Genomic DNA, 23944 nt, shown 5'->3' on the forward strand with positions numbered 1-23944 from the left:
AGGCCGGTGGTGCACACGTACGGTCGCCGCGTGGACCTGCTGACGACCACCCAGGCGGCGCGGGAGCTCGGGGTGTCGGCACGCTCGCTGGCGAGGTGGGCCCAGGAGGGCAGGCTGCGGCCGGCCCTGGTCACGCCGGGTGGGGACAAGAGGTCGGGCCGGTACCTGTGGGACATCGAGGACCTGCGTGAGCAGCTGCTGAACCTCCGTACCCGCCGGGAGTAGGACTGTCGGCCCCCCGGGTGTTCGATCACAGGGTGGCGCTGGGGCGGCGGTTCGGGTGGTTGTGGGGCGCGTACGCGGTCAGCACGTTCGGCACCTGGCTCGGTTTCAACGCCTTCACGCTGATCGCGATCTTCGTGCTGGAGGTCGGGCCGGCCGCGGTGTCGGCGCTGGCGGCGGCGGGGCTCGCGGTGGGGGCGGTGGTCGCGGTGCCGCTGGGCCCGTGGGTGGACCTGCGCCGCAAGCGTCCCGTGATGATCGCGATGGACGGCACGCGGTTCGCGGCCATGATGAGCGTCCCGGTCGCGTACGCGGCGGGCGTGCTGTCGTACGTCCAGCTCGTGGTGGTGGCGGTTGTGGTGGCGGCGGCCGACATCACGTTCCAGGCCGCCGCGGGCGCGTACCTGAAGTCGCTGGTGCGCCCGGAGGACCTGGTGGTGGCGAACGGGCGGTTCGAGTCGACGATGTGGACCGCCACGGCGGTCGGGCCGCCGATCGGCGGCGTCGCGATGGGGATGTTCGGGCCGGTGACGATGGTGGCGGTCGATGCCGTCAGCTACCTGCTCTCCGCCGCGGGCATCCGGGCGATCGGCGGGACGGAACCCCGGCCCGCCCCGCCGGAACAGCCACGCCTGCGCCTGCGCGACCTGCTCGACGGGTGGCGCTGCATCCTGGCCCACCGCACGCTGCGCCCGCTGCTGGTCAACACTGCGCTGGTCAACGGCCTGATCATGGCGGGAGCGCCGCTGCTCGCGGTGCTCATGCTCGGCGAGCTGGGGTTCACGCCATGGCACTACGGCGTCGCGTTCGCGGTGCCGTGCCTGGGCGGTCTGGTCGGTTCGCGGCTCGCCCGGCGCTGCGTGAACAGGTACGGGCGGCTGCGGGTGCTGCGCGTCGCCGGGGTCCTGCGCGCCTGCTGGCCCGTCGGGCTGGCGTTCGTGCACGAGGGCACGAGCGGGCTCGTCCTGGTGATCGGAGTGGAGCTCGGGCTGATCGTCTGCGCGAGCGCGTACAACACGGTGCTCGCAGCCCACCGGCTCGACGAGATCCCGGCCGGGCAGGTGGCACGGGCGCTGTCGGCGTGGTCGGTCACCACCAAGCTCACGATCGCGGCCACAACCGCCGTCTGGGGTCTGGTGGCCGCCGCCACCGGCCCGCGCGCGGCGCTCGCGGCGGCGGGCGTGCTGCTCCTGGCCACGCCGCTCCTGCTGCCCCGCGCACACGTCACCGAGCCGGCACCGGCCGCCTGACGCCGACCTCAGGTGGTGGGGGTGGCGGGCCCCTCCTCGCCCGTGCCCTCCTCGTCCCCGGTCGACGCGGTGCTGCCCGCGGCCGGGGCGCCGCCCGCCGGCGTGCCGGTGTCGGGTGGCGGATTGTCGCTCGAGGGCGGGGGGACCGGCTCCGTGGTCGGGGTGGTCGTGGGGACCTCCGGCTCGGTGGTGGTCGTCGTCGTGGTGGGTGGCCGTTCCGGCTCCGTCTCGGGTTGCTCGGGGCGGGCGCCGCCACCCTGCTCGGGTTGCGGACGTTGCGGTTGCACCCCGCCCTGGTTGCGCGCGGGCGCCGGGTCGCCGCCGCTCTCCGGCTCCTGGGGAGCGGGGACCTGCGTGAGCTGGGGGACCTCCACCACCGAGGTGGTCGTGCCGCCCGTGGGCGCGGGCGGCGGGGGCTCGGGGGAGTACAGCAGCGCGGCAGCGAGCGCCGCCGCCACGAGGAGGCCGCCCGCCCCCAGCACGACGGCCGGGCGGCGCGTGCCGGTGTCGGGCGGTGGCTGCTGGTCGGGCGCGGGCAGCGACGGCATCGGCGGACGCGGCGGGTCGACGATCAGCGGCAGCGGACCGGTCTGCTCGGCCGCGCTGGGCTCCGGGATCGGCGGGATGGCGGCGGCGGGCCACGACTCCGGGCGCGGCGAGATCGACAGCGCGGCGCCGAGCGCGATTGCGTTCTTCGGGTCGGCGTCCACCGCCACGGGGCGGCCGAACGCAGCCGACACCAGCTGGGCCACCAACGGGATCCGCGACGACCCGCCGACGAGGAGCACCGCGTTCAGGTCCGCGGACGCCAACCCGGCCGAGGCCACCGCGCGGCCCAGCGCGTCGACGCTCTCCTCCAGCTGCGGACGGATCATCGCCTCGAACTCGCCGCGGGTGAGACGCACCGCGGTCTGCAGACCCGGCAGCAGTACGGCGATCCGCACCTCGGTGTCGACCGAGAGCGCCTCCTTCGCCTCCTTGCACTCGCGCCGCAGCCGCGCCACCGCGGCCACGGCGGTGTCGTCGGCCGGGTCGAGGTGGTCGAAGGCGTCGCCGACGGCGGCGCGGACGTGCTCGAAGACGGCGTCGTCGAAGTCGACGCCGCCGAGCCGGTCGATGCCCTCCGGGTGCCCCAGCAGCGTGAACGTGCCGTTCTTGCGCACCACCGCCGAGTCGAAGGTGCCGCCGCCCAGGTCGTAGACCGCGATCGTCGAGCCGCGCTCCACGCGTTCGGCAGCCGCATAGCTGAGGGCGGCGGCCTGGGGCTCGGCCAGGAACGTGACGTTCAGGCCGCGGGCGGCCAGCGCCCCGTGCAGCAGGTCCTTCTTGTGCGCGCCCCAGGACGCGGGGTGGGTGAGCGCGATCCGGTCCGCCGGGCCGCCCTCGCGCTCGGCCACCCGCTGCACCACCCAACCCACCAACATCGAGGCCAGCTCGTGGGCCGGGTACGGCGTGCCACCCACCACCAGCGGGATCTCGTCGCCGACCTGCCGCTTGAACTCGCGCACCACGCGGTCCGGGTCGGTGGCCGCGCGTCGTTCGGCCGCCTCGCCGACCACGACGGTGCCGTCGGGGGCGAGGTACAGCACCGAGGGCACCTGTACGGCACGGTCGCCGAGCGACACCATCTCCGGCTCGGCGTGCTGCTGCGCCGTGGCCCGGGACACCGACGCCGCCGTGTACGTGGTGCCGAGATCGATCCCCAGCTGGTAGCCCATGGGTGCCCCCTCGCCTGCTCCGATCGGAGCGTCCACGTCCGGTGCGCCCCCGGTCATCCCCCGGTGGGCAAGTCGCGGTCGGATCCCCTAAACCCCCCAAGGCGCGCGGGCCAGGAGGTCCCGCCCGGGACCGTCGCGAGCGGCGTCGCATCCCTGATTGCGACCGGCGCCGGAGTTCGTAGGGTTGCTTCGTGTCTGCTGATCCGAGCGCCTCCATCTGGGAGGTCACGCGGATGATCCTGGACAGTCCCGGGACCAGTCCGTCCGTGATCGCGCACGCCCACGGCTTCAGCGCGGTGGAGATCGCCGAGCTGCTCCCGATCTTCGTCGACAACCTGCGCACCGACTTCTCGTCGGCCGACGGGCCCGCGCCCGAGCTCGTCCCGCCCGTGCAGCAGCCCGACGAGACCGCGGAGGAGCACGCCGACCGCTACCTGCGCGAGCTCGCCCAGGACGCGCGCCTCGACGTGGTCGGCTACGACACGCTGGGCTCCGCGGCCGTCGACGACCTCGACGGGCTGCGGCCGGTGGACGTGCCTGCCGAGGTGGCCGACGACAGCGTCGAGCTCGACGGCGGCGCGCCGGACGCCCAGCCCGCTCAGGAGGGTGCCGGGCCGGTGGACGACCTCGTCGCCGACGACCCGTTCGCCGAGCCCGCCCCCGTCGAGCCCGCGGCGGACGAGGCCTACGTGGTCGACGGTGCCGAGCTGGGGGCGCCGGACGACCTGGACGACCCGCTCGACATCGGCTAACGGACCAGGCCGGCGGGCCGAGCTGATACCCAGGCTGCCCGTGTATCAGCGGCCGTTCGGACGACTCCTGTTGCCGAGCGGATCGCTACCCTGAGCGGGCTCCCCGGGCTCGCAGCACGTCAACGTCGCGTACGGCGACAGGACGGGACACATCGGGAGGGGCTCGCCGCGGTGCAGACGAGAGGCCGGACCGTGACCGCGGTGCAGGCCGGGAGCGCTGCCTCCGACAGCGCGCTCGCCGGTGCGCCCGTCGCTCGCAGGCTCTACCGGGAGGTCGCCGCCGATCCCGCCGCGCCTCGCCGGGTGGCTGTGGTCGGGCCGGGTGGCAGCGGCAAGAGCGTGCTGCTCGACGCGCTGGCCGCGCTCCACACCGCCGCCGGTGACGACGTCCGCAGGGAGGTTCCCGGGCCGGACGAGCCGGTCGACCCGACCGTCGTCCTGATCGTCGACGACGCCCACGAGCTCGACGAGGCGGCGCTCTCCCGCCTGCGGGACCGGGCGGCGCAGCCCGGGGCGCGGGTGGTGCTCGCCCACCGGCCGTGGCCGCGCGGCGGTGGCCTCGGCGCGCTCATCAGCGCCTTCGGAGCGGGTCGCGGCCCGGTCGTGCTCGGGCCGCTGGACCGCCCGGGGGTGGCCGCGCGGGTGAACCTGCTGGTGGGGGAGCGGGCCGGCCCCGAGCTGGTGGACCTGGTGTTCGAGCAGACCGGCGGATCGCCCGTGCTCGTCGACCGGCTGGCGGCGGCGCTGCGCGACGAACGATCGTCCGGCGGTGAGCCGCCCGCGGCGGTCGTGCGGCAGCTGGGGTACGAGATCGACGCGCAGCCGGACGGGGTGCGCGAGCTCCTGCTGGGCCGCGGCGTGGGCGCCCCGCTCGACCCGGACGTGCTCGGCGCGCTGCTCGGTGTGGCTCCCGACGAGGTGGGTGAGCTGCTGGAGCAGGCCGCCGCCACCGGGCTGATGACCCCCGACGGTGGCCTCGTGCCGTTGGTGCGCCATGCGCTGCTGCGCACGATCCCGGCCGCCCACCGCCAGGTGCTCCAGCGCCGGTTGGCGGAGATCCAGCTCGACGCGGGCGGCAGCGTGCTCGTGGCCGCGCGCGGACTGCTCGGCAGCGGCGCCACCGGCACCCGGGTGGCGGCCGCCTTCGAACGCGCGGGTGACGAGGCGTTGCGCGAGTGCCTGCCCGTGGCGGGCGACCTGTTCGACGCCGCGGTGGGGGCCGGGGCGCCACCGCTCCCGCTGGCGGCGCGGCGGGCCGAGGCGGCGCTCCTCGCGGGCGACCTGGACACGGCGTTGCTGCGGGCCGACCAGGTGCTCGCCGAACCGGCCGCGGTCGACGGCGACGCGGTGGAACGCGCGGTGGCGGTGGCCGCCGCCGTCCTCGCCCACCGCGGGCTGCTCAGCCGCAGCGCCGAGCTGTACCGCTGGCTCGCCGCGCAGCCGTTCGCCGGCCCGTCGCTGCTCGCGGTGCCCGCGCTCGTCGGAACGGGCGCGATCGACGAGGCCCGGGCCGTGCTCGGGACGTCCCCGAACGGCGCAGGTCAGGCTCCCACTCTGCTCGCCGGCGCGGAGGCGCTGCTCGCCCGCGGCATCCACGACACCGTCACCGGCAGCCCCACCACCGCGCTCTCGCAGCTCACCCGGGCAGCGGCGCTGCTGCAGCCGTCCGGCCGGGCCACGTTGCTCCCGGACACCCCCGCCGCGCTGGCCGCCCTCGTCGCGATCCACTGCGGCGAGCTGGACGTCGCCCGGTCGGTACTCGCGCAAGCCGTCGCCGCGGAGCTGGGCGGGCGCGCCGCCGCGGCCCGCCACCTGCTCGTGCAGGCCCTGGTCGCCATGCACCGGGGAGCCGGCGCGCAGGCGCGGGCGCTGCTGCAGTCGGCGTCGGACGGGGGCCGGTTCGAGCCGCGGGACGAGCTGCTCGCCGCCGCGCTCGAGGTGGGCCTCGCGCGCCGGGCGGGCGACCTCGCGGGGCTCCTCGCCGGCTGGCAGCGGGCCCGGGAGGCGATCGTGCGGCACCCGGTCGACCTGTACTCGCTGCAGCCGCTCGGGGAGCTCGTGGTCGGCGCCGCCCGGCTCAACGAGCAGGGGTGGGTGCAGCCCTACCTCGACGAGGCCGAGGCGCTGCTCGACCGCCTCGGCAACCCACCGCTGTGGGCGGTGGCGCTGCACTGGTCGGGCCTGCAGGCCGCGATCGGCTCCGGCGCGGGCGCGGAGGCGCAACGGCACGCGGCCGCGCTGGACGCCATGGCGGGCGCGGGCCGCTACGCCGGGGCCGTGGCGGCGGCGGGCCGCGAGTGGCTGCGCAGCCTCGCGGGCGACGTCGACGCCGACGCGGTGGAGGCCGCGGCCCGCGGGCTGCACGCCGCAGGGCTCAGCTGGGAGGGCGGGCGACTGGCCAGCCAGGCGGCGATCCGCTGCCGCGACCGCAAGAGCATGAACGCGCTGCTCGGCTGCGCCCGGGCCCTGCAGGCGGGCACCGAGCAGCCGCCCGCCACGACCGGCGACGCCGGCCGCGCGCAGCCGGTGCGCCGCGTCAAGGTGCCCGAGCAGGCCACCGAGAGCCCGGGCGGGGCGATCAGCGGCCGGGAGCGCGAGGTGGCCGAGCTCGTCCTGTCCGGCCTCACGTACAAGCAGATCGGCGAGCAGCTGTTCATCTCCGCCAAGACCGTGGAGAACCACGTGGCCCGCATGCGCCAGCGGCTGGGCTCCGGCAGCCGGGGTGAGCTCTTCGCCCACCTCCGCATGCTGGTGGGGGAGAAGCAGCCCTAGACGAGCAAGTCCGAACTCGATCAGTGGTCGTAGGCGATCAGAAATCGGGTGAAGGGCTGGCCGGTGGCGCGGTTGTGCCAGATCGCCGCGGTCAGGGCGAGCAGGCGCTGAGCCTCAACGGGCGCCGACACCGTCGATGCTGCGTGCGCCGTGGAGTTCGAGGTCGAGCTGGCCTTTGAGGGTGTCGTTGACCGACTCGATGAGCTGGCGGATCGGTTTGAGTAGCTGTTCGCCGGGGCGTAGCGGCGGTTGCGGTAGGAGGGGCGGAGCAGCTTCACCCCGCGCTCGGCCAGGTAGTGGTCCAGCTCGGCGAGACGTCACCCTTGTCGGCGATGATCGTCGGCCCGGGCCGGTCGGCGGTGAGGGTGGGGTCCAGGTGGTGGGCAGCCCGGCCGGGGTGCAGACCAGGTGCATGCGCAGTCCGCCGCAGCGCCGACGAGGCCGAACTGATCGCGTTCTGCAAGGAGCGGATGGCGGCGTACAAGTACCCGCGGCAGGTGGAGTTCCTGGACGAGATCCCGAGGACCGTCACCGGGAAGCTGCTGCGGCGGGAGCTGCGCGCCCGGCAGTGAACCCCGGACGGTGCTCGCGACCGTGCCCGTCGAGCGATGGCGAGCGGTGATCGTTCCGAGGTACGCCTCAGCGCCCTCCCCAGGACGTTCCGCAACATCTCGGATGGATCACCGGCGTTGATCGCTGCGAGATGCCTGGGAACGCCCTCCTGAGGGCGATCACCCAGATCTCAGATCGATCAGCGCGCGTGGGGCCAGCTCGTCGCCACGGACGACCCGGTCCTCACAAACTGATCGTGAACACCCTCCTGTCACGTCTACGGCCACCCCGCCGTCAGGACCTACTTCCAGGGCGCGTCCGGCAGATCATGATCGCGGTCTTCGGGCCCGGATCACCCCTGGCTGCGTTGTCGGCGCGACCGGGTACGCCGGTACAACGGCTCGCGCCTCCGCCTTGCCAGGGACGATCCGGATCCCGAAGCCCATCGACCACGATCCACCAGACACGCCCTGGTCCGAACTCGATCATGCTCCCGGGCGGGCGCTACGAGACGGGGCATATCGCCGGCGTATCGATATCCGGATACGTCCTGGCAACACCGCGCCGCCTTGGCTGGAGGCATGACCTACTGCGGACGGGCACGAACAGGAGCGCGGGTGTTGGCCGCCGTCGCCCTCGTCGCCCTGATCGGTACCGGCTGTTCGAACGCACCCGCCGAGACGGGCGGCGCGGCGCCCGCCCCCGCGGGCAACTCGGATTCGAACGCGACCGGTGAGACCGGTGACGTCGGCGATCGAACCGGTCCCACGGGACCCCCTCCCAGTCCCGCTGAACTGGAAGAGCTGCTGGAGGTGCGCCGCGAGGCGGCCCGCTGCATGCGCGAGAACGGGGTGGAGGACTTCCCGGACCCGGACGCCAACGGCCACATCCTGTACTACGGCGACGACCCGGACATGGAGTCCGCGCGTGAGAAGTGCGCCCGGGCCGGGGACGGCGGCCGGGAGCCGGGCACCGGGGGGTGACCCGGGTCCCGGCCGCGGCTAGCCCAGCCCGGCCAGGATCCCCTCGCAGCTGCGCACCACCACGCGGGCGGCGTTGGCCATCGCCCGGCTCGTCAGCGGGCTCTCCGCGCGCCGCCGCCACGCCGTCAGGTGCGCCAGTGCCGCGGCGCGCAGCGCGTCCCGGTCGGCGTCCGCGGGCAGGCCGAGCCGCTGGTGGGGGGCGGAGCCCTCCCCGCCGATCAGCCGCTCCGCCTCCGCCGCCTGCTCCTTCGGCGGCTTCAGGACTCGGCCCCGCAGGTCCGACAGCAGCCGCAGCTCGGCGAACTCGTGCGCGCCCGAGAGGATCCGCTCGACCTCCACGGCCAGCCGGGCCGCGGCGGGCCGCGGTTCCCGGCGCAGCACCAGGTCGAGCGCGATGAGCGCGGAGCGCGCCTTGAGCACGTCGCGGCGCTGGGTGAACTGGCTGGCCAGCACCTCGCGCAGCTCGACGAGCCCGCTGCGCTGCACGAGCTCCTTGGCGAGCGCCGTGGCGTCGCCGACGCCCTGCCGCAGCAGCGAGGTGGCCAGCCGGAGCCCGAACATCCCGAACCGTTCGAGCAGGGCCGCGCGGACGGCCGCCGACGGCTCGGTCACCGCGTCCTCGTCGGCACTCACGAAGCGGTCGACGGTGAGCAGCAGCGCGTCCAGCTTCTCGGGAGGCAGGGCGGCCAGCTTCGTGAGCGCGGTGAACTCGTCCTGGCGCATCGTCCGCCCGGTCACGGCGAGCAGGCCCGCGACCGGCACCACCGTCTGGCAGAACGACCGCAGCGTCTCGTCGGCCCGGTAGCGCGCCGCGATCAGGCGGGCCGACCGCAGGGCGTCCACCCGGCCGACGCCGACCTCGTCGGCCCGCGACAGCACCGCGACCGTGTTGACCGGCGCGGCCCGGGCCACGCCCTGGTCGTGGAACGACTCCAGGAACCGCATGTCGGCCGAGTGCAGGTGGCGCATCAGGTACAGCACGGCGTCGGCGGCGGTCGGCGCGTCCTCCGGGGCGAGGAACCGCTCGCTGCGCGCCGAGACGTCCAGCGAGAGGGATGCGATGCCCGGGGTGTCGATGAGCGTGGTGGTCCGCAGGCTCGCCGAGGGCCAGGTGACCTCCAGCCGGTCCACCGTCTCCGCGGGCACGCCCATGTCGATCCGCAGGGCGCCGTTGTCGCGGGCGATCCGCAGCGGCTCCGGCCGTCCCCCGCGCGGGTAGAGCATCACGGCTGGGGCGTGCCCGTCCTGGTACCAGGTGACCACCCGCGTGCACTCACCCGCGTCGGTCGGGGCGATCTCCTCCCCGACCAGCGCGTTGAGCAGCGTCGACTTGCCCGCCTTCACCTTGCCCGCGATCGCGAGGCGCAGCGGCTCGTCGTAGCGGTCGAGGTGGTGGCGCAGCCAGCGCAGCGCGTTCGGGCTGTCCCGGTAGGTCTCGACGGCCTGCCGCAGCACCGCGCGGACCGACTCGCGCAGCGCGGGGGAGCCGTTCGCCGTCGCCGTCACGACCCCTCCACCAGTGTGCGGGCCCGGTCGGCGAGGTGGGCCACCCGGTCGAGCTCGGCCTTGAGGTCGCCGATCCGGGTGCCGCGTTCGGCCTGCGTCGATTTCACCGCGCTCTGCGCCGCGGCCACCGACTCCACCATCGACGTCTGCATCTCCTCGGCGAGCGCCGTGAAGTGGTCGCGCAGCGTGCGGTGGGTGCACCGCAGCATGTCCCGGGAGTCCTTGCCCACCTGGAACTGCACCTCGTCGATGTGCTTGCGCACCAGCATCTTCGCCTCGGACTTGCGCCGCTGCAGGGCCCGCTGCTTCTCGTCGCGGACCTGCTTCGTGCCCAGCAGCAGCGCCCCGCCGATGGCCGCGAACGGGGCGGCGATCGCGAGCCCCGGGATGAGGCTGAGCGGCATGAAGAACATCAGCCCGCCCCCGTAGCCGCCACGCAATCCGCTCAGCGCTTTCTCGCCAAGCCCCGGCCGGGCGAGGTCGGGACGCTCGAGCGCCGCCACCCGCGGCCCGGGCCCGGTCTCGGCCATCGGCAGCTCCGGCAGCGCGACCTGCCCGTCCTCGGCGAACAGCGAGGCCACCCGCCGGGCGAGCGCGGCCGCGCGCTCGCTCGCCCACACGAAGTTGGCCGAGGCAGCGCAGGTGACCTGGTGCTGCACCCACTTGGCGAGCTGGTCCCACACGTCGGCCGGGTCGGCGTCGTCGACGAGGGTCTCGGCCTCCCGCAGCACCTTCCGCAGCCGGTCGCGCAGATCGTGGTCGACGTCGGCGGACAGGTCCGCGACCGCGTCGTTCAGGGTGACCTGCCAGCGCGCCGTGCGCTCCTTGAGCCGCGTCGCCGCACCCCGCGCCTTCTCCAGCTGTGCGACCAGCTCGTGGGCCTTCTCCGGGTTCTCCTGCGCGGCGAGCTCTGCGCGCATCGTCGTGGACAGCTGCTCGCAGACCGCGAAGATGTCGTGCCCTGTGGACCGGCGCGCCAGCTGCTCGGCCTGGCCGAGCACCTTGTCCCGCAGGTACTCCACGAGCACCGGGTAGCCCGACTCCGCGTTGAGCGCCTTGCTCTTCGTCCGCAGCGCCAGCTGGCGCACCGTCGACGAGACCGGGATGAGCTCGGCCTCCACGCCGGCCGCGGCGAGGTGTGCGCGGTCGAGGTCGGCGATGCGCCGCCACGCCGGGTACAGGTCGGTCTTCGTGAGCACCGCGACGACGTTCGGGCACACCTGCATCGCCGTCGCCAGGAAGTCCAGCTCCGGCTTCGTGTACTCCTGCGCGGCGTCCGACACCAGCACCACCGCGTCGGCCCCCGCGATCGCGGCCATCGTGGCGGCGCCGTGCGCGGAACCGAGCCCGCCCACGCCCGGCGTGTCCACGAGCACCAGCCCGCCCGCGAGCAGCGCGCGGGGCAGGCCCACCTCCGCGTACGAGATCCGCTCCTGGTTGCCCGGGTTGCCCGCCTCGGAGACGTGCCGGGCGAGCTGCGCGATCGGGATCGCGGTCCGCTCCACCTCACCCCCGTCGGCCGGTTCGCGCACCAGCGCCGCCGTCGGCTCGGCGGAGTGCCGCACCATCGTGGGCACCGAGGTGGCGACGTCGTCGTCCACCGGGCACACCGACGCCGACACGAGCGAGTTGACCAGCAGGCTCTTGCCCTGCTTGAACTCCCCGACCACGAGCACCCGCACCGCCGCGTCGGTCAGCCGTTCCCGGGTGCGGGCCAGCTTCGCCGTGAGGTCCGGGCGTCCGTAGGCCTGCGTCGCCTTGCGGGCGACATCGACGAGCTCGATCGCAGCGGCCACCGCCATGTTTCCCCCTGATCGACGTGCCACGACGCAGGGCCGACCCGGCACCCGCGGGTGCCGAGCCGGCCTGGGTCATGCGTCAGAAATCGATGTTCTGCTCGTTGTCCACGTCGATGTCGACGTCCGCGTCGCCACCGTCGGCCGTGCCACCGGCACCGCCGTCTGCGCTGCCACCGGTCGCCGCACCGCCTGCGCCACCGGCACCACCGTCGCCGCCGTCGCCGCCGTCGCCGCCGTCGAACGGGAAGTCGTCGAGGCCGCCGTCGCCGCCTGCGCCACCGGCACCGCCCGCGCCACCGGTGGCCGCGCCACCCGTGCCGCCGTCTCCGCCGTCGGCGCTCGCGTCCCCACCGCGGACGTCGTCCACGTCGATGTCGGTGTCGTTGTCCTGCTGCTGGTTGGCCTGCTTGTTGCCGTCACCGACCGCGACGTTGGTGGCCTGCTGGCCGCTGCCGAAGTTGTCGTTGCCGCTGCCGATCGTGGTGGCGTCGCCACCGACGCTGACGGCGCTGCCGTCGGTGGCCGTGAGGTCGCCGGTGTTGCCGACGTTGTTGTCGCCGTCCTGCAGCACGTTCTCGTCGCCCGTGGCGGCCTGGTTGTCGTCGCCCTGCTGCAGCACGCCGCCCTCGCCGACGTCACCGGTGTTGACGTTCACGTCGTCCAGGTCGCTGTCGTCGATGAGAACGCCGCCCTCGCCGACGGTCTGCTCGCTGTTGTCGATCTCCTGGTTGAAATCGCCACCACCGGTGTCGATCACCTGGTTGATCGACTTGTCCTCGATGTTGTTGATCGTCGTGAAGTTCTGGTAGTTGTTCACTTCCTGCGTGAGGTACTGCACGTATTCCTGCGGGCTCGCGTCGTAGGGCGGCGGCTCCGAGGGCACGTACACCGGGGCCGAGGTCGCGGCGGCCTGCGTGGCGGCCTGCGTGGCGCCCTGCGAGCCGGACTGCGCGGTGTCCAGGTCGTAGTGGCGGCTGAAGTCGGCCTGCACGAAGTGGTTGTTCCACGCCTCCGCCAGCTCCTGCGGCGTGGTGTCGTGTTCCTCCGCGAAGTCCTGCAGGTTCCCGTTCGGGTTCGCGAGCAGCCACTGGCGCAGCGCCTCGAGCAGATCCGCAACATTGGTGATCGAGGTCATCCTGATCGTCTCCTAGATCGGTTTCCGATTCGCACTCCGGCGATCTGAGGAAAAAGCTAGGAGGCGGCGACCCCCTGGACATCGGGGATCGAGCGAGCGCCCGGCCGCAGCGGTTGTGGGGTGGGGCGACCGTTGGGGGATGAGGGATTGGGGGATCCACCGAGGCCGCGCGTGGCACGCTGCGGGCGTGACCGACACCGGCCGGACCGAGCGGGAGGGCGCCCTCGTCGCCTACTACGACGACGAGGTGGCCGAGCGGCTCCGCCGGGAACTGCCCGCCGAGCGGGTGGCGCGGCGCGGCGCGTTCGTCGAGCAGTTGCGGTCCGAGAGGCGCCGGACGGTGCTCGAGGTCGGCGCCGGACCGGGCCGCGACGGTGTCGCGTTCGCCGCGTCAGGGCTCGACTACACCGGCGTCGACCTCGCACCGGCGAGCGTCGCCACCTGCCGGGCCGCGGGCCTCGACGCGCACGTGGCGTCGGTGCTCGACCTCCCCTTCGTCGACGCCGCTTTCGACGCGGGCTGGACCATGAGCACCCTGCTGCACGTTGCCGACGAGGACCTGCCCGCCGCGCTCGCCGAGACCGTGCGCGTGCTGCGCCCGGGCTCGCCCCTCGCGGTCGGGCTGTGGGGTGGCGGCCGGTCCGTCGAGGACCACGGGCCGCGCTACTTCCGCTTCCGCACTGACGACGAGGTGCGCGCCGCCCTCGCGGCCCACGGGGAGATCGAGCGGTGGGAGACGTGGGAGGGCACGCACGACCTGCACTACCAGTACGCGGTGGTGCGGACGCCCAGCCGATGAACCCCGCGATCAAGGGGAAATGGTTGCCTGATGATCTCCGTGAGCGACCATCTTCCCTTGATCGATCAGCCCTTCTCGGCGGCGATCTGGATGAGGTTCCCGCAGGTGTCGTCGAAGACGGCCGTGACGACCGGCCCCAGGTCCGTCGGCTTCTGCGTGAACTCCACACCCGCGGCGCTCAGGCGCTCGTACTCGGCCTGCACGTCCTCCACCGCGAACGAGGTGAACGGGATGCCGTCCGCGACGAGCGCCTCCTTGTACACCTTGGCCGCCGGGTGACCGGTGGGCTCGAGGAGGAGCTCGACGCCGTCCGGGTGGGCGGGGGACACGACGGTGAGCCAGCGGGCGCCACCGGCGGGCACGTCGGTCTTCTTCACGAACCCGAGCACGTCGGTGTAGAAGGCGAGCGCCTTCGCCTGGTCGTCGACGTAGACCGCGGTGACGTTGATCGTCAGCATCGTTGCTCCACTATTCGGTCGGCCAGCGCTCGACGATCGAGCGCAGCGGGGTGGTGTCGAGGTGGTGGTACTTGTAGCGGCCCTCGCGCCGCGTGGTGACCAGCCCGGCCTCCTCGAGCACAGCGAGGTGCTGCGAGATCGCCTGTCGCGAGGAGCCGAGCCCGTGCTTCATCGCCAGGCGCGTGCAGATCTCGAACAGGGTCTGGTCGTTGCGGTCGGTGAGCTCGTCGAGGATCGCGCGCCGCGTCGCGTCGGCGAGGGCCTTGAAGAGCGCTTCGGACACGGCCCTTTATAGGCAAGTGGAGACTTGCCTGTCAAGCTGGTGTCGATTTCGGGCGGTCCCGGTTGTCGTCGGGATGACCGACCGAGAACGAGGAGGGACCCGAGATGCAGTACATGCTTCTGATCTGCGGCTACGACGGCGACGAGGTGGCCCCGGAGGACCGGAGCGACTACACGATCGAGGACTGGGTGGCCGAGATGGACGGTCGCGGCGTGCGGCTGGTGGGCGACCGGCTGCGGCCCCAGGCCGACAGCACCACCGTCCGCGTCCGCGGCGGCGAGGTGCTGATCTCCGACGGTCCGTTCGCCGAGACCAAGGAGCAGATGTACGGCTTCGACCTGCTGGAGTGCGCCGACCTCGACGAGGCCATCGAGGTGGCGTCCAAGCACCCGCACGCCCGGCAGGGCGTGCTGGAGATCCGTCCGGTGTGGCCGCTCGACCAGGCATGACGGAGGTCGAGGCCGCGGTCGCCGAGGCGTTCCGCGACGAGTGGGGCCGGGTCGTCGCCACCCTCATCCGGATGACCGGCGACTGGGACCTCGCCGAGGAGTGCGCGCAGGACGCCGTCGCGCAGGCGCTGGCCCGCTGGCCGCGCGACGGCGTCCCGCGCAACCCGGGCGCGTGGCTCACGACCACCGCCCGCAACGCGGCGCTCAACCGGCTCAAGCGCAGCAAGATCGAATCGGCGAGGCTGAGGGAGGTGGTGGCGATGCCGGTCGGACCCGCGGACGACGGCGACGAGAGCACCGTGCCGGACGACCGGCTGCGGCTGATCTTCACCTGCTGCCACCCCGCGCTGCCCCTCGACGGCCGCGTGGCGCTGACGCTGCGCACGCTCACCGGGCTGACCACGCCCGAGATCGCGCGGGCGTTCCTGGTGCCGGAGGCGACGATGGCCCAGCGGCTCGTGCGGGCGAAGCGCAAGATCCGGCAGGCGGGCATCCCGTACCGGGTGCCGCCGGACCACCTGCTCCCCGATCGGCTCGTGGGCGTGTTCGGGGTCGTGTACCTGCTGTTCAACGAGGGCTACTCGGCCGCCACCGGGCCCGACCTCGTGCGGCACGACCTCTGCGAGGAGGCGATCCGCCTCGCGCGCGTCCTCGCCACGCTCATGCCCGACGACCCCGAGGTGCTCGGCCTGACGGCCCTGCTGCTCCTGCAGCACTCCAGGCGGGCGGCCCGGCTCGACGCCGACGGCGACCCCGTCGCGCTCGAGGACCAGGATCGCGGCGCGTGGAACCGGGACGAGATCGCCGAGGGCCTCGCGCTCCTCGACGCCGCCCTGCGCCGCCGGGAGCCCGGCACGTACCAGGTGCAGGCCGCCATCGCCGCCTGCCACGCCAGTGCCGCTCACGCCTCCGACACCGACTGGCGCCAGATCGCCGCCCTCTACGGCACGCTCGCCCGGCTCACGCCCTCGCCGGTGGTGCGGCTCAACCGCGCCGTCGCCGTCGCGATGGCCGACGGGCCCGCAGCCGGCCTCGCCCTCGTCGACGAGCTGGGCGACGAGCTGGCCGGCTACCGGATGGTGCCCGCCACCCGGGCCGACCTGCTCCGCCGCCAGGGCCGCCGGGAGGCGGCGGCCGAGGAGTACCGCAAGGCCCTGGCGATGACGGAGTCGGACGCCGAGCGCCGCTTCCTCACCCGTCGCCTGGCGGAGGTGGAGGGGTGACGATCACTCGGGCGTGATCGACCACTCGCCGTCCGAGGTCACGGTCGCCACGGCCGGCGTCTCCACCCGGACGGTGCCGGAGTGGCCGCCGATCGTGTTGACCGCGAGGTCCGGCCGGTAACCGCCGGCGCCGCTGATCAACCACACGACGAAGTTGCTGTCGCCCTTGCGGCTCTCGATGCGCGCCTCGGAGTGCCGTGCGGTGCGCTGCGTGCGGCCCGCCTGGGTGCCGCCTGCAAGTTCGTACGGGGAGAAGTTGCTGTTTCAGTGACGTGGGTCTCGGGTGGGTACACGCCGCGGAACTCGCCCAACAGAACGCGGGACTCGCCCGACGAAACGCGAGACTCGCGGGGGCAGTTGGCCCCGATGCGGCGAGTCCCGCGACCGAAGGGGCGAGTTCCGCGAACGGTGGGCCGAGTCCTGCAAACGGTGGGACGCGGGTCGCGTCAGCCCCGCCGCGCCGCCACGGCCGCCGCGAGCTCGTCGAGGAGCCCGGCGGTGGTGTCCCAGTCCATGCACGCGTCGGTGATGCTCTGACCCCGGGTCATCGACGGGCCGAGGTCCTGACGACCCGCCACGAGGAAGCTCTCCATCATCACGCCCGCGATGCCGTCCTCGCCCGCGCCGATGCGCTCGGCGAGCTCGTGCACCACGGCGGCCTGCCGGACGTGGTCCTTGCCGCTGTTGCCGTGGCTGGCGTCGACGACGACCCGAGCCGGGAGGTCGTTGCCGCGCAGCCGCTCCAGGGTGGCGGCCACGGACGCGGCGTCGTGGTTGGGGCCGCTGGTGCTGCCGCGGAGGATGACGTGGCAGTCCGGGTTGCCGGTGGTGGTGATCAGGGCGGCGAGGCCGTCCGGGTTGATCCCCATGAACACGTGGCTCGCCCCGGCCGCGCGGACGCCGTCGATCGCGACCTGCACATCGCCGTCGGTCGGGTTCTTGATCCCGACCGGCATCGACAGGGCGCTGCAGAGCTGGCGGTGCACCTGGCTCGCGGCCGTGCGGGCGCCGATGGCTCCCCAGCTCACGACGTCGGCGAGGAACTGCGGGGTGATCGGGTCGAGGAATTCGCAGCCGACCGGCAGGCCGAGCGCCGACACGTCCAGGAGCAGGCGGCGCGCCGTGCGCAGGCCGGTGTTGACGTCGTACGTGCCGTCCAGGCCGGGGTCGTTGATCAGACCCTTCCAGCCCACGGTCGAGCGCGGCTTCTCGAAGTAGGCGCGCATGACGATCCGCAGCTCGCCGGACACGCGCTCGGTGTGCTCCGCCAGGCGAGTGGCGTAGTCCATCGCGGCGTCGGGGTCGTGGATGGAGCACGGCCCGACGACGACCACGAGCCGGTCGTCGCGGCCGTCGAGGATGTCGACGACCTCTGCTCTCGATCTCGTGACGGTGTCCGCCACCGCCGCGTCGACGGGGAGCTCGTGGCGCAGCAGGGACGGGGACAGCAGCGGGCTGATCCGGGTGGTGCGGTGCTCGTCCAGCGCGGGGACGGCGGTGCTGAGTGTCATGAGGGCGCTCTCTGCGTCAGGCGAGCCGCGCCCGAGGAGGTACCCGCCGAGCCGGCTCGGGATCCGGCTCGGGGTGGGGGGTCAGCGCAGCGGTTCGCCCGCCGACCCCTCCCGGGCCGGTCGGCTAAACCAGTAGTACCAGCGCTGCACGGGCGCGACCCTACCCGATCGGTTCCGGCATGCGCTCCACCGCGTACGCCAGTTCGAGGGTTTGCCCGGTCACCGGGTCGGCGAGCTCCACGCGCCAGCGGTCACCGAACTGGTCGACGCCCGGCAGCATCGCCACCGTGCCCGACAGGAGCACGGTGCCGGGTTCGAGCAGCTCGGCGATGTCGTCGAGCCAGTGGCGCGGGGGCAGCAGCGCGGCGAGCGTGGAGTCCTGGATCAGCTGCTCGGGCCCGCCGTCGTGGGCGACCCAGGCGCGGAGGCGGAGCTCGTCGAGGTGGTCCTCGACGTCGGCGAGCCGCCAGGCCCCGTTGCCGAGCACGTCGAGGCCGGCGTTCTTGCTCCACGCCACGCCGTGCACCTCGAGGGCGCGGTCGGTGTGGTCGCACGCCACGGTGAGCAGCAGGTCCTCGGGCCGCGGGCCGGCCACCACGAGCGCCCACTCGGCCTCGCCGGACGTGCGGCCGTGCTGGACGGGGACGCCGTCGGCCTGCGCGGCGAGGTAGGGCGCCACCGGGTACAGGGCGGGTGTGACTTCCGGAGCCGGGACACCCAGCTCGGCGAGCTCGGCGACGTGGGCGGCGACCTCGTCCTGTTCGCGCCCGGCGTACCCGGCGTTGAGCAGGCGGGTGACGGTGACGGGCACGGACGTCCCGTCGGGCAGGTCGAAGGCGAGCTCGGTCATCCAGGACTTGCGCATGCCAGTTGTATACATGAAGTATGGCGGCACGCACCACCTGACAGGAGATTCCGCATGCCCGACCCGAAGACGCCGGAGATCGACCGGCGCTCGCTGGCCAAGGCCTTCACGGCGAGCCTCACCGGCACGTCGCTGGAGTGGTACGACTTCGCGGTCTACTCGGCGGCCGCCGCGCTGGTCTTCCCGCAGCTGTTCTTCCCCGACTCCGATCCGCTGACCGGCACCCTGCTGGCCTTCTCGACCTACGCCGTCGGTTACGTCTCGCGCCCGCTCGGCGGGTTCGTGTTCGGGCGGCTCGGCGACGTCATCGGGCGCAAGCAGGTGCTGGTGCTCACGCTGCTCCTGATCGGGGCCGCGACGTTCCTGATCGGCCTGCTGCCCACCTACGGCACGATCGGCGTGGCCGCACCGATCATCCTGGTGCTGCTGCGGTTCGCGCAGGGCGTCGGCGTCGGCGGTGAGTGGGGCGGCGCGGTGCTCCTGTCGAGCGAGTTCGGCGACCCGCGCAAGCGCGGCTTCTGGTCGTCGGCGGCGCAGATCGGCCCGCCCGCGGGCAACCTGCTCTCCAACGGCGTGCTGGCGCTGCTGTCCGGCGTGCTGTCGGACGAGGCGTTCCTCGGCTGGGGCTGGCGCCTCGCGTTCCTGCTCTCCGCCGTGCTCGTGGCGTTCGGGCTGTGGATCCGGCTGCGCCTCGAGGACACCCCGGTGTTCCGCGCCATCCAGGAGCGCGGCGAGCAGCCGGCCGCCCCGATCGGCGACGTCTTCCGCACCCAGGGCCGCGGCCTCCTGGCCGGCGTGCTCAGCCGGATCGGCCCGGACGTGAGCTACGCGCTGTTCACGGTCTTCGTGATCACCTACGCCACGACGGTTGTGGGGATGAGCCGCGGCCAGGTGCTCACCGCCATCCTCATCGGCTCGGCCTGCCAGCTCGGCCTGATCCCGCTGGCCGGGGCCGTGTCCGACCGCGTCAACCGGCGCGCCGTGTACGGGGTGGCCGCCGCAGGCGCCGCCGTCTGGCCGTTCCTGTTCTTCCCGGCGATCTCGACCGGTTCGACGGTGCTGCTGATCATCGGCGTCGTCATCGGGCTCGCGCTGCACTCGTTCATGTACGGCCCGCAGGCCGCCTTCGTCACCGAGCAGTTCAGCACCCGGCTGCGCTACACCGGCAGCTCGCTCGCGTACACCATCGCGGGCGTGTTCGGCGGCGCGATCGCGCCGCTCGCCTTCACCGCGCTGCTCAGCGCGTGGGGCACCTGGGTGCCCGTCGCCCTCTACGTGCTGGTGGCGTCGCTGTGCACGCTCGCCGGCCTCGCACTGGGCCGGAACCCGGACCCGGCGGAGGACGAGGAGTACCTGCTCACGCTTGGAGGAAGAGCTGCAGCGTGATCCGCAGGTGCTCGGAGATCGCCTCGTGCGCGGCCGCCTCGTCACCGCTGTCCAGCGCGTCGACGATGCGGCCGTGTTCCACGCAGACCGACCGCTGCCGGTCGGCCGCCCGGAACAAAGCCGCGACGCCCACGCGCACCTGCCGCGTGCGCAGGCCGGCGTAGGTGCGGGCGATCAATTCGTTGCCGGCCGCGTCGACCAGGGACTGGTGGAACTGGCGGTCCCACTCGATGAAGTCCTGCGCGTCGCACGGTCCGGCGGCAAGCAGCCGCTCCTGCTCGGCGAGCGCGGCGCGCATCGCATCGAGGGGGACCGTGCCCTGGGCGAGCGTGACGGACGCCGAGTGCCGTTCGAGGAGCTCGCGCAACTCCATCAGCTCACGGATCTGCCGCCCGGACAGCGGAGGGACGTACGCTCCCCGCTTGGGCACCATCTCGACCAGGCCCTCGGAGACGAGCAGGAGCAGTGCCTCCCGCACGGGGGTGCGGGACACGCCGATGTCCTGGGCGAGGTCGACCTCGTTGAGGAAGGTTCCTTGCACGGCAGGATCGACCAGCACCGTCTCGCGCAGATGGCGGTAGGCGCGTTCACGACCGGAGATCTGCGCCTTCTGCATGCAATAGGTATACATTAACTGGAGGTTTCGTGCGGATCGCCCTCGCCCAGATCGCCGCCACCGCAGACCCGGCGGAGAACCTCGACCTCGTCGCGGACGGGGCCACGCGGGCCGCGGACGCCGGGGCTTCGCTGGTCGTGTTCCCCGAGGCCACCATGTGCGCCTTCGGGCACCCCCTCGGTCCGGTCGCCGAGCCGCTCGACGGCCCGTGGGCGAAGCGCGTGCACGCCATCGCGGACACGGCGCGCCTCACCGTCGTCGCGGGGATGTTCACCCCCGCCACCCACGGCCGCGTCCACAACACGCTGCTCGCCACCGGCAAGGGGGTCGAGGCGAGCTACGACAAGATCCACCTCTTCGACGCCTTCGGCTTCTCCGAGTCCCGTACCGTCGCGGCGGGCACCCGGCCGGTGAGCATCAAGGTCGAGGGCGTCACCGTCGGCCTCGCCACGTGCTACGACCTGCGCTTCCCCGGCCTCTTCCAGCGCCTCGCCGCGAGCGGCGCCGGCGTGATCGCGGTGCCCGCGTCGTGGGGTGCCGGCCCGGGGAAGCGGGAGCAGTGGGACCTGCTCGTGCGGGCCAGGGCGCTGGACAGCACCGCCTTCGTGGCCGCGTGCGACCAGGCCGACCCCACCACCGTGGGGCGGGAGGCGGGCAAGGCGCCCACCGGGATCGGCGCCAGCGCCGTGGTCGGGCCGCTGGGTGACGTCCGGGCCCAGCTGGGCGCGGAGCCGGACCTGCTGGTCACCGACATCGACCTCGACGAGGTGCAGGAGGCCCGCGCCGTCGTGCCGGTGCTGGCCAACCGCCGCTTCTGAGGCCCCACCGGGGTCGTGAGTGGATACGAGTGCTCCAGCACTCGTATCCACTCACGGGTGGGTCAGTGGGGGGCGCCCAGGACGCCGTCCAGGAGCCCCGGGTAGAGCGCGTTCAGGTCGTCGCGGCGCAGGGTGGCGATGCGGCGCGTGCCCACCGCGCGCATGCTGATCACTCCCGCCTCGCGCAGGATCCGCAGGTGGTGGGTGCGGGTGGACTTCGTGACCGGGAGCGGCACCGATCCGCACGCCAGCCCCTCGGGCGGTGCCTCGGCGAGCTGGCGCACGTACAGCAGGCGCACCGGGTCGCCGAGCGCGGCGAGCACCTGTTCGATGCGGATCTCCTCGCGGCCCGGCTGCGGGAGCTCGGTCGGCTGTGTGACCGGGGACATGGCGGAATGGTACGACGACTGTCGAAGTTCGACGAACGTCGTAGTACGGTTCCGGTCGTACTCGTCCCGATCGGGAAGGTTCCCATCGATGTCCGCACGCTCCTACCTGCTCGCCGCCGGGGCGTTCGCCGTCGGCACGAGCGCTTACGTGGTCTCCGGCGTGCTGCCTGCCGTCAGCGCCGAGCTGGACGTCTCCGTCACCGCCGCCGGCCAGCTGACCACCGCCTTCGCGCTCGCCTACGCCGTGAGCGCCCCGCTGATCGCCACCGTCACCGCCCGCTGGGAGCGGCGGCGCCTGCTGCTCGCCGCGCTGCTGGTGGCCGCAGCGGGCAACGCGATCTCGGCGATCGCCACCACGTACCCGCTGCTCCTCGGCGGGCGCATCGTCGCGGCGCTGGGCGCCGCCGCGTACACGCCCGCGGCCACGCTGTTCGCCACCGTGCTGCGCCCGCCGGAGGAACGGGGCCGGGCGGTCGCGATCGTGTTCGGAGGCCTGACGCTGTCCCTGGCGCTCGGCGTGCCGCTGAGCTCTCTGCTCGCCGGCGGCATCGGCTACCGCTGGGTGTTCGCGCTCGTGGCGTTCGTCAGCGTCCTCGCGGCGGCCGCGGTGCGCCTGCAGCTGCCCTACCTCGCAGGCTCGCCCGCGGTGCCGCTGCGCGAGCGGTTCGCGGTGGCGGCCGACGGCCGCGTGCTGACGGTGCTGGCGATCACCGTGTTCGGCGTGGTCGCCACGATGTCGGTCTACATCTACGTCGTGCCGCTGCTCACCGCCACCACCGGCCTCACCGGGTCCACCATCGGCTCGCTCCTGCTCGCCTACGGGCTGGGTGCACTGGTGGGCAACGCCGCGGGCGGGCGGTCCACCGACCGCTTCGGCAGCATCCCCACGCTCTTCGCCACGCTCGCCGGCTTCGTCGTCATGATCGCGACCCTGCCGTTCACCGCCACGACTGCCGTGGGCGCCGCGGTGGCGCTGTTCGTGTGGAGTGTGTTCACCTGGTCGTTCAACCCACCGGTGCAGAGCCTCCTGCTGGAGCTGGCACCGTCGGGCGGGTTGGTGCTCTCGCTCAACGCGTCGGCGATCTACTTCGGCATGGGGCTCGCGGGCGTGCTCGGCGGCACCGTGATCGGTGCCGTCGGCGTGCTCGCGCTGCCGGAGGTGGGTGCGGTGCTCGGGCTCGTGGTGCTCGGCCTGCTGCTCGCGCTGCGGTCGGGCGGTCGCCGCACCGCGCCCGCGCTCGCGGACTGAGGGGCTACTCCGCCGCCGCGTCGAGCTCCTGCGAGATCGACGCGGCGAGCGCGGTGTCCAGCTCCGTGATCCCGCCCTTCGAGTGGGTGGAGAGGCGGAACACCAGGGTGCGCCAGCGGATGTCGATGTCGGGGTGGTGGTCGCGCTCCTCGGCGATCGCCGCGACCCGGTCCACCACCGCGATCGCGGCCGGGAACGAGGGCAGCTCCGCCACCCGCACCAGCTCGTCGCCGTCGCGTTCCCAGCCGTCGAGGCCTCCGAGAGCGGCTGCGATCTCGTGGTCGTCCAGCAACCTGGGCATGGGCCCATCCTGCCCCTTACGGTGCAGTCGTGCCGATCAGTTCCCCTGTCGAAGGATTCCGCCTCGCCTACGAAGACCACGCAGGAGACGACCGCCCAGGAACCGGCGGCCCCGTCGTCCTGCTGCACGGGTGGCCAGGAGACCGCCACGACCACCGTGAGCTGGTGGCGCGGCTGACCGGGACGTGCCGGATCGTGGTGCCGGACCTGCGCGGGTTCGGCGATTCCACCGGTCCGGCCGGTGCCGACCCCGCCGACTTCGCGGCTGACGCGCAGGCCCGCAGCGTGCTGGCGCTGGTCGAGGAGCTGGCGCTGGGGCCTGTGGTGCTCGCCGGCTACGACATCGGCTCCCGCATCGCCCAGGCCGCGGCCAGGGCGCGACCCGACCTCGTGCGGGCACTCGTCGTCGCCCCGCCGCTGCCCGGCGTGGGGGATCGGGTGCTGACGCCGGACGCGCAGCGCGAGTTCTGGTACCAGCCCTTCCACGCGCTGGACCTCGCCGAACAGCTGCTCGACGGGTCCCCGGGCGTGGTGCGCACCTACCTCGCGCACTTCTGGTCGCACTGGTCCGGGCCCGACTACGAGCCCGAACCGGCCGAGCTCGACCGGCTCGCCGCCGCCTACGGGCGCCCGGGTGCCTTCGTCGCGTCGATCAACTGGTACCGGGCCGGGTCCGGCGCGGTCGCACGTTCGCTCGCGGAGCAGCCGCCCGCGCCTGCCGACCGGCTCGCCGTGCCCACCACCGTGCTGTGGCCCGAACACGACCCGCTCTTCCCCCGGACCTGGTCCGACCGGCTCGAGCAGTTCTTCTCCGCCGTCGAGCTGCGCCCGCTCGACGGCGTGGGGCACTTCGGGCCGCTGGAGGCGCCGGACGCGTTCGCGACCGCGATCCGGGAGCGCCTGGCCTGA

24 protein-coding genes and 2 pseudogenes are annotated in these 23944 nt (G+C 73.6%); 13 read left to right on the forward strand and 13 right to left on the reverse strand.

The genetic code is table 11. The features are described 5' to 3' along the window. The first annotated feature begins 30 nt into the window (after positions 1-30). Together ACFPL3_RS13935 and ACFPL3_RS13940 are read left to right on the forward strand one after the other, a co-directional pair. The gene (locus tag ACFPL3_RS13935) at positions 31-225 is read left to right on the forward strand and encodes a helix-turn-helix domain-containing protein (protein WP_343942343.1); all 195 of its coding nucleotides are present in this window, start codon (positions 31-33) and stop codon (positions 223-225) included. Positions 226-257: 32 nt separating this feature from the next. Next, a complete protein-coding gene (locus ACFPL3_RS13940) occupies positions 258-1472 on the forward strand; it encodes an MFS transporter (RefSeq protein WP_417715109.1) in 1215 nt (404 codons plus the stop codon). 8 nt (positions 1473-1480) lie between these two features. On the opposite strand, the gene ACFPL3_RS13945 is transcribed toward ACFPL3_RS13940, so the two are convergent. After that, positions 1481-3190, reverse strand: a complete 1710-nt coding sequence (locus ACFPL3_RS13945) for an Hsp70 family protein (RefSeq protein WP_343942344.1) — start codon at positions 3188-3190, stop codon at positions 1481-1483. A gap of 191 nt (positions 3191-3381) precedes the next feature. Here ACFPL3_RS13945 and ACFPL3_RS13950 point away from each other — a divergent pair, with 191 nt between their 5' ends. After that, positions 3382-3942: a hypothetical protein gene (locus ACFPL3_RS13950; protein ID WP_343942345.1), complete on the forward strand. Its 561-nt coding sequence runs from the start codon at positions 3382-3384 to the stop codon at positions 3940-3942. A 192-nt stretch (positions 3943-4134) separates the two neighbouring features. Next, on the forward strand, positions 4135-6714 hold the full coding sequence (locus tag ACFPL3_RS13955; RefSeq protein WP_379589062.1) for a helix-turn-helix transcriptional regulator: 2580 nt from the start codon (positions 4135-4137) through the stop codon (positions 6712-6714). Between the two features lie 20 nt (positions 6715-6734). On the opposite strand, the pseudogene ACFPL3_RS13960 reads toward ACFPL3_RS13955, so the two are convergent. Then, positions 6735-6927 (reverse strand): annotated as a pseudogene (locus ACFPL3_RS13960) (IS982 family transposase); the annotation flags it as partial. Between the two features lie 215 nt (positions 6928-7142). On the opposite strand from ACFPL3_RS13960, the pseudogene ACFPL3_RS13965 reads away from it, so the two are divergent. Both ACFPL3_RS13965 and ACFPL3_RS13970 read left to right on the forward strand, forming a co-directional pair. Next, positions 7143-7286: pseudogene (locus tag ACFPL3_RS13965) on the forward strand (AMP-binding enzyme); the annotation flags it as partial. Positions 7287-7883: 597 nt separating this feature from the next. Next, the gene (locus tag ACFPL3_RS13970; protein ID WP_343947194.1) at positions 7884-8249 is read left to right on the forward strand and encodes a hypothetical protein; all 366 of its coding nucleotides are present in this window, start codon (positions 7884-7886) and stop codon (positions 8247-8249) included. An 18-nt stretch (positions 8250-8267) separates the two neighbouring features. On the opposite strand, the gene ACFPL3_RS13975 is transcribed toward ACFPL3_RS13970, so the two are convergent. The 3 genes from ACFPL3_RS13975 to ACFPL3_RS13985 all read right to left on the reverse strand — a co-directional run bounded on the left by ACFPL3_RS13975 (position 8268) and on the right by ACFPL3_RS13985 (position 12689). Then, positions 8268-9755 carry a dynamin family protein gene (locus ACFPL3_RS13975; protein WP_343947195.1) on the reverse strand — a complete coding sequence of 496 codons (1488 nt, stop codon included), beginning with the start codon at positions 9753-9755 and terminating at the stop codon, positions 8268-8270. Further along, a complete protein-coding gene (locus ACFPL3_RS13980) occupies positions 9752-11557 on the reverse strand; it encodes a dynamin family protein (protein ID WP_343947196.1) in 1806 nt (601 codons plus the stop codon). The genes ACFPL3_RS13975 and ACFPL3_RS13980 overlap by 4 nt, the downstream gene beginning before the upstream one ends. Positions 11558-11633: 76 nt before the next feature. Beyond that, positions 11634-12689 (reverse strand): hypothetical protein, encoded by a 1056-nt coding sequence (locus ACFPL3_RS13985; protein WP_343947197.1) that lies wholly within the window; start codon positions 12687-12689, stop codon positions 11634-11636. Positions 12690-12876: 187 nt separating this feature from the next. On the opposite strand from ACFPL3_RS13985, the gene ACFPL3_RS13990 reads away from it, so the two are divergent. Next, positions 12877-13488: a class I SAM-dependent DNA methyltransferase gene (locus ACFPL3_RS13990; RefSeq protein ID WP_343947198.1), complete on the forward strand. Its 612-nt coding sequence runs from the start codon at positions 12877-12879 to the stop codon at positions 13486-13488. A gap of 65 nt (positions 13489-13553) precedes the next feature. On the opposite strand, the gene ACFPL3_RS13995 is transcribed toward ACFPL3_RS13990, so the two are convergent. Further along, entirely contained in the window at positions 13554-13946 is a 393-nt protein-coding gene (locus tag ACFPL3_RS13995; RefSeq protein ID WP_343947199.1) for a VOC family protein, read from the reverse strand. Between the two features lie 10 nt (positions 13947-13956). Next, positions 13957-14229, reverse strand: coding sequence for an ArsR/SmtB family transcription factor (locus ACFPL3_RS14000; RefSeq protein ID WP_343947200.1), 273 nt, complete (start codon positions 14227-14229; stop codon positions 13957-13959). Positions 14230-14333: 104 nt separating this feature from the next. Here ACFPL3_RS14000 and ACFPL3_RS14005 point away from each other — a divergent pair, with 104 nt between their 5' ends. Both ACFPL3_RS14005 and ACFPL3_RS14010 read left to right on the forward strand, forming a co-directional pair. Continuing rightward, positions 14334-14678 (forward strand): YciI family protein, encoded by a 345-nt coding sequence (locus ACFPL3_RS14005; RefSeq protein WP_343947201.1) that lies wholly within the window; start codon positions 14334-14336, stop codon positions 14676-14678. Further along, positions 14675-15901, forward strand: a complete 1227-nt coding sequence (locus tag ACFPL3_RS14010) for an RNA polymerase sigma factor (RefSeq protein ID WP_343947202.1) — start codon at positions 14675-14677, stop codon at positions 15899-15901. The genes ACFPL3_RS14005 and ACFPL3_RS14010 overlap by 4 nt, the downstream gene beginning before the upstream one ends. 3 nt (positions 15902-15904) lie before the next feature. Here the strand turns inward: ACFPL3_RS14010 and ACFPL3_RS14015 are convergent, their stop codons facing one another. From ACFPL3_RS14015 to ACFPL3_RS14025, 3 genes are all read right to left on the reverse strand, one after another. Next, on the reverse strand, positions 15905-16048 hold the full coding sequence (locus tag ACFPL3_RS14015) for a hypothetical protein (RefSeq protein ID WP_343947203.1): 144 nt from the start codon (positions 16046-16048) through the stop codon (positions 15905-15907). Between the two features lie 299 nt (positions 16049-16347). After that, entirely contained in the window at positions 16348-17412 is a 1065-nt protein-coding gene (locus tag ACFPL3_RS14020) for a 3-deoxy-7-phosphoheptulonate synthase (RefSeq protein ID WP_343947204.1), read from the reverse strand. Between the two features lie 160 nt (positions 17413-17572). Further along, a complete protein-coding gene (locus ACFPL3_RS14025) occupies positions 17573-18262 on the reverse strand; it encodes a DUF2848 domain-containing protein (RefSeq protein WP_343947216.1) in 690 nt (229 codons plus the stop codon). 69 nt (positions 18263-18331) lie between these two features. Between ACFPL3_RS14025 and ACFPL3_RS14030 the strand changes: the two genes are divergently transcribed. Continuing rightward, positions 18332-19663: an MFS transporter gene (locus ACFPL3_RS14030; protein WP_343947205.1), complete on the forward strand. Its 1332-nt coding sequence runs from the start codon at positions 18332-18334 to the stop codon at positions 19661-19663. Here ACFPL3_RS14030 and ACFPL3_RS14035 read toward each other — a convergent pair. Then, complete coding sequence (locus tag ACFPL3_RS14035) at positions 19635-20279, reverse strand: GntR family transcriptional regulator (protein WP_343947206.1); 645 nt, start codon at positions 20277-20279, stop codon at positions 19635-19637. The genes ACFPL3_RS14030 and ACFPL3_RS14035 overlap by 29 nt on opposite strands. A 29-nt stretch (positions 20280-20308) precedes the next feature. On the opposite strand from ACFPL3_RS14035, the gene ACFPL3_RS14040 reads away from it, so the two are divergent. After that, entirely contained in the window at positions 20309-21097 is a 789-nt protein-coding gene (locus ACFPL3_RS14040; protein WP_343947208.1) for a carbon-nitrogen hydrolase family protein, read from the forward strand. A 62-nt stretch (positions 21098-21159) separates the two neighbouring features. Here the strand turns inward: ACFPL3_RS14040 and ACFPL3_RS14045 are convergent, their stop codons facing one another. Next, entirely contained in the window at positions 21160-21486 is a 327-nt protein-coding gene (locus ACFPL3_RS14045; RefSeq protein WP_343947209.1) for an ArsR/SmtB family transcription factor, read from the reverse strand. Between the two features lie 88 nt (positions 21487-21574). Here ACFPL3_RS14045 and ACFPL3_RS14050 point away from each other — a divergent pair, with 88 nt between their 5' ends. Continuing rightward, entirely contained in the window at positions 21575-22735 is a 1161-nt protein-coding gene (locus ACFPL3_RS14050; protein ID WP_343947210.1) for an MFS transporter, read from the forward strand. A 4-nt stretch (positions 22736-22739) separates the two neighbouring features. Here the strand turns inward: ACFPL3_RS14050 and ACFPL3_RS14055 are convergent, their stop codons facing one another. Beyond that, a complete protein-coding gene (locus ACFPL3_RS14055; protein WP_343947211.1) occupies positions 22740-23036 on the reverse strand; it encodes a 4a-hydroxytetrahydrobiopterin dehydratase in 297 nt (98 codons plus the stop codon). Positions 23037-23065: 29 nt separating this feature from the next. On the opposite strand from ACFPL3_RS14055, the gene ACFPL3_RS14060 reads away from it, so the two are divergent. Continuing rightward, complete coding sequence (locus tag ACFPL3_RS14060) at positions 23066-23944, forward strand: alpha/beta fold hydrolase (RefSeq protein WP_343947212.1); 879 nt, start codon at positions 23066-23068, stop codon at positions 23942-23944.

The organism is Pseudonocardia zijingensis (assembly GCF_042657305.1).
Taxonomy (GTDB): Bacteria; Actinomycetota; Actinomycetes; order Mycobacteriales; family Pseudonocardiaceae; genus Pseudonocardia; species Pseudonocardia zijingensis.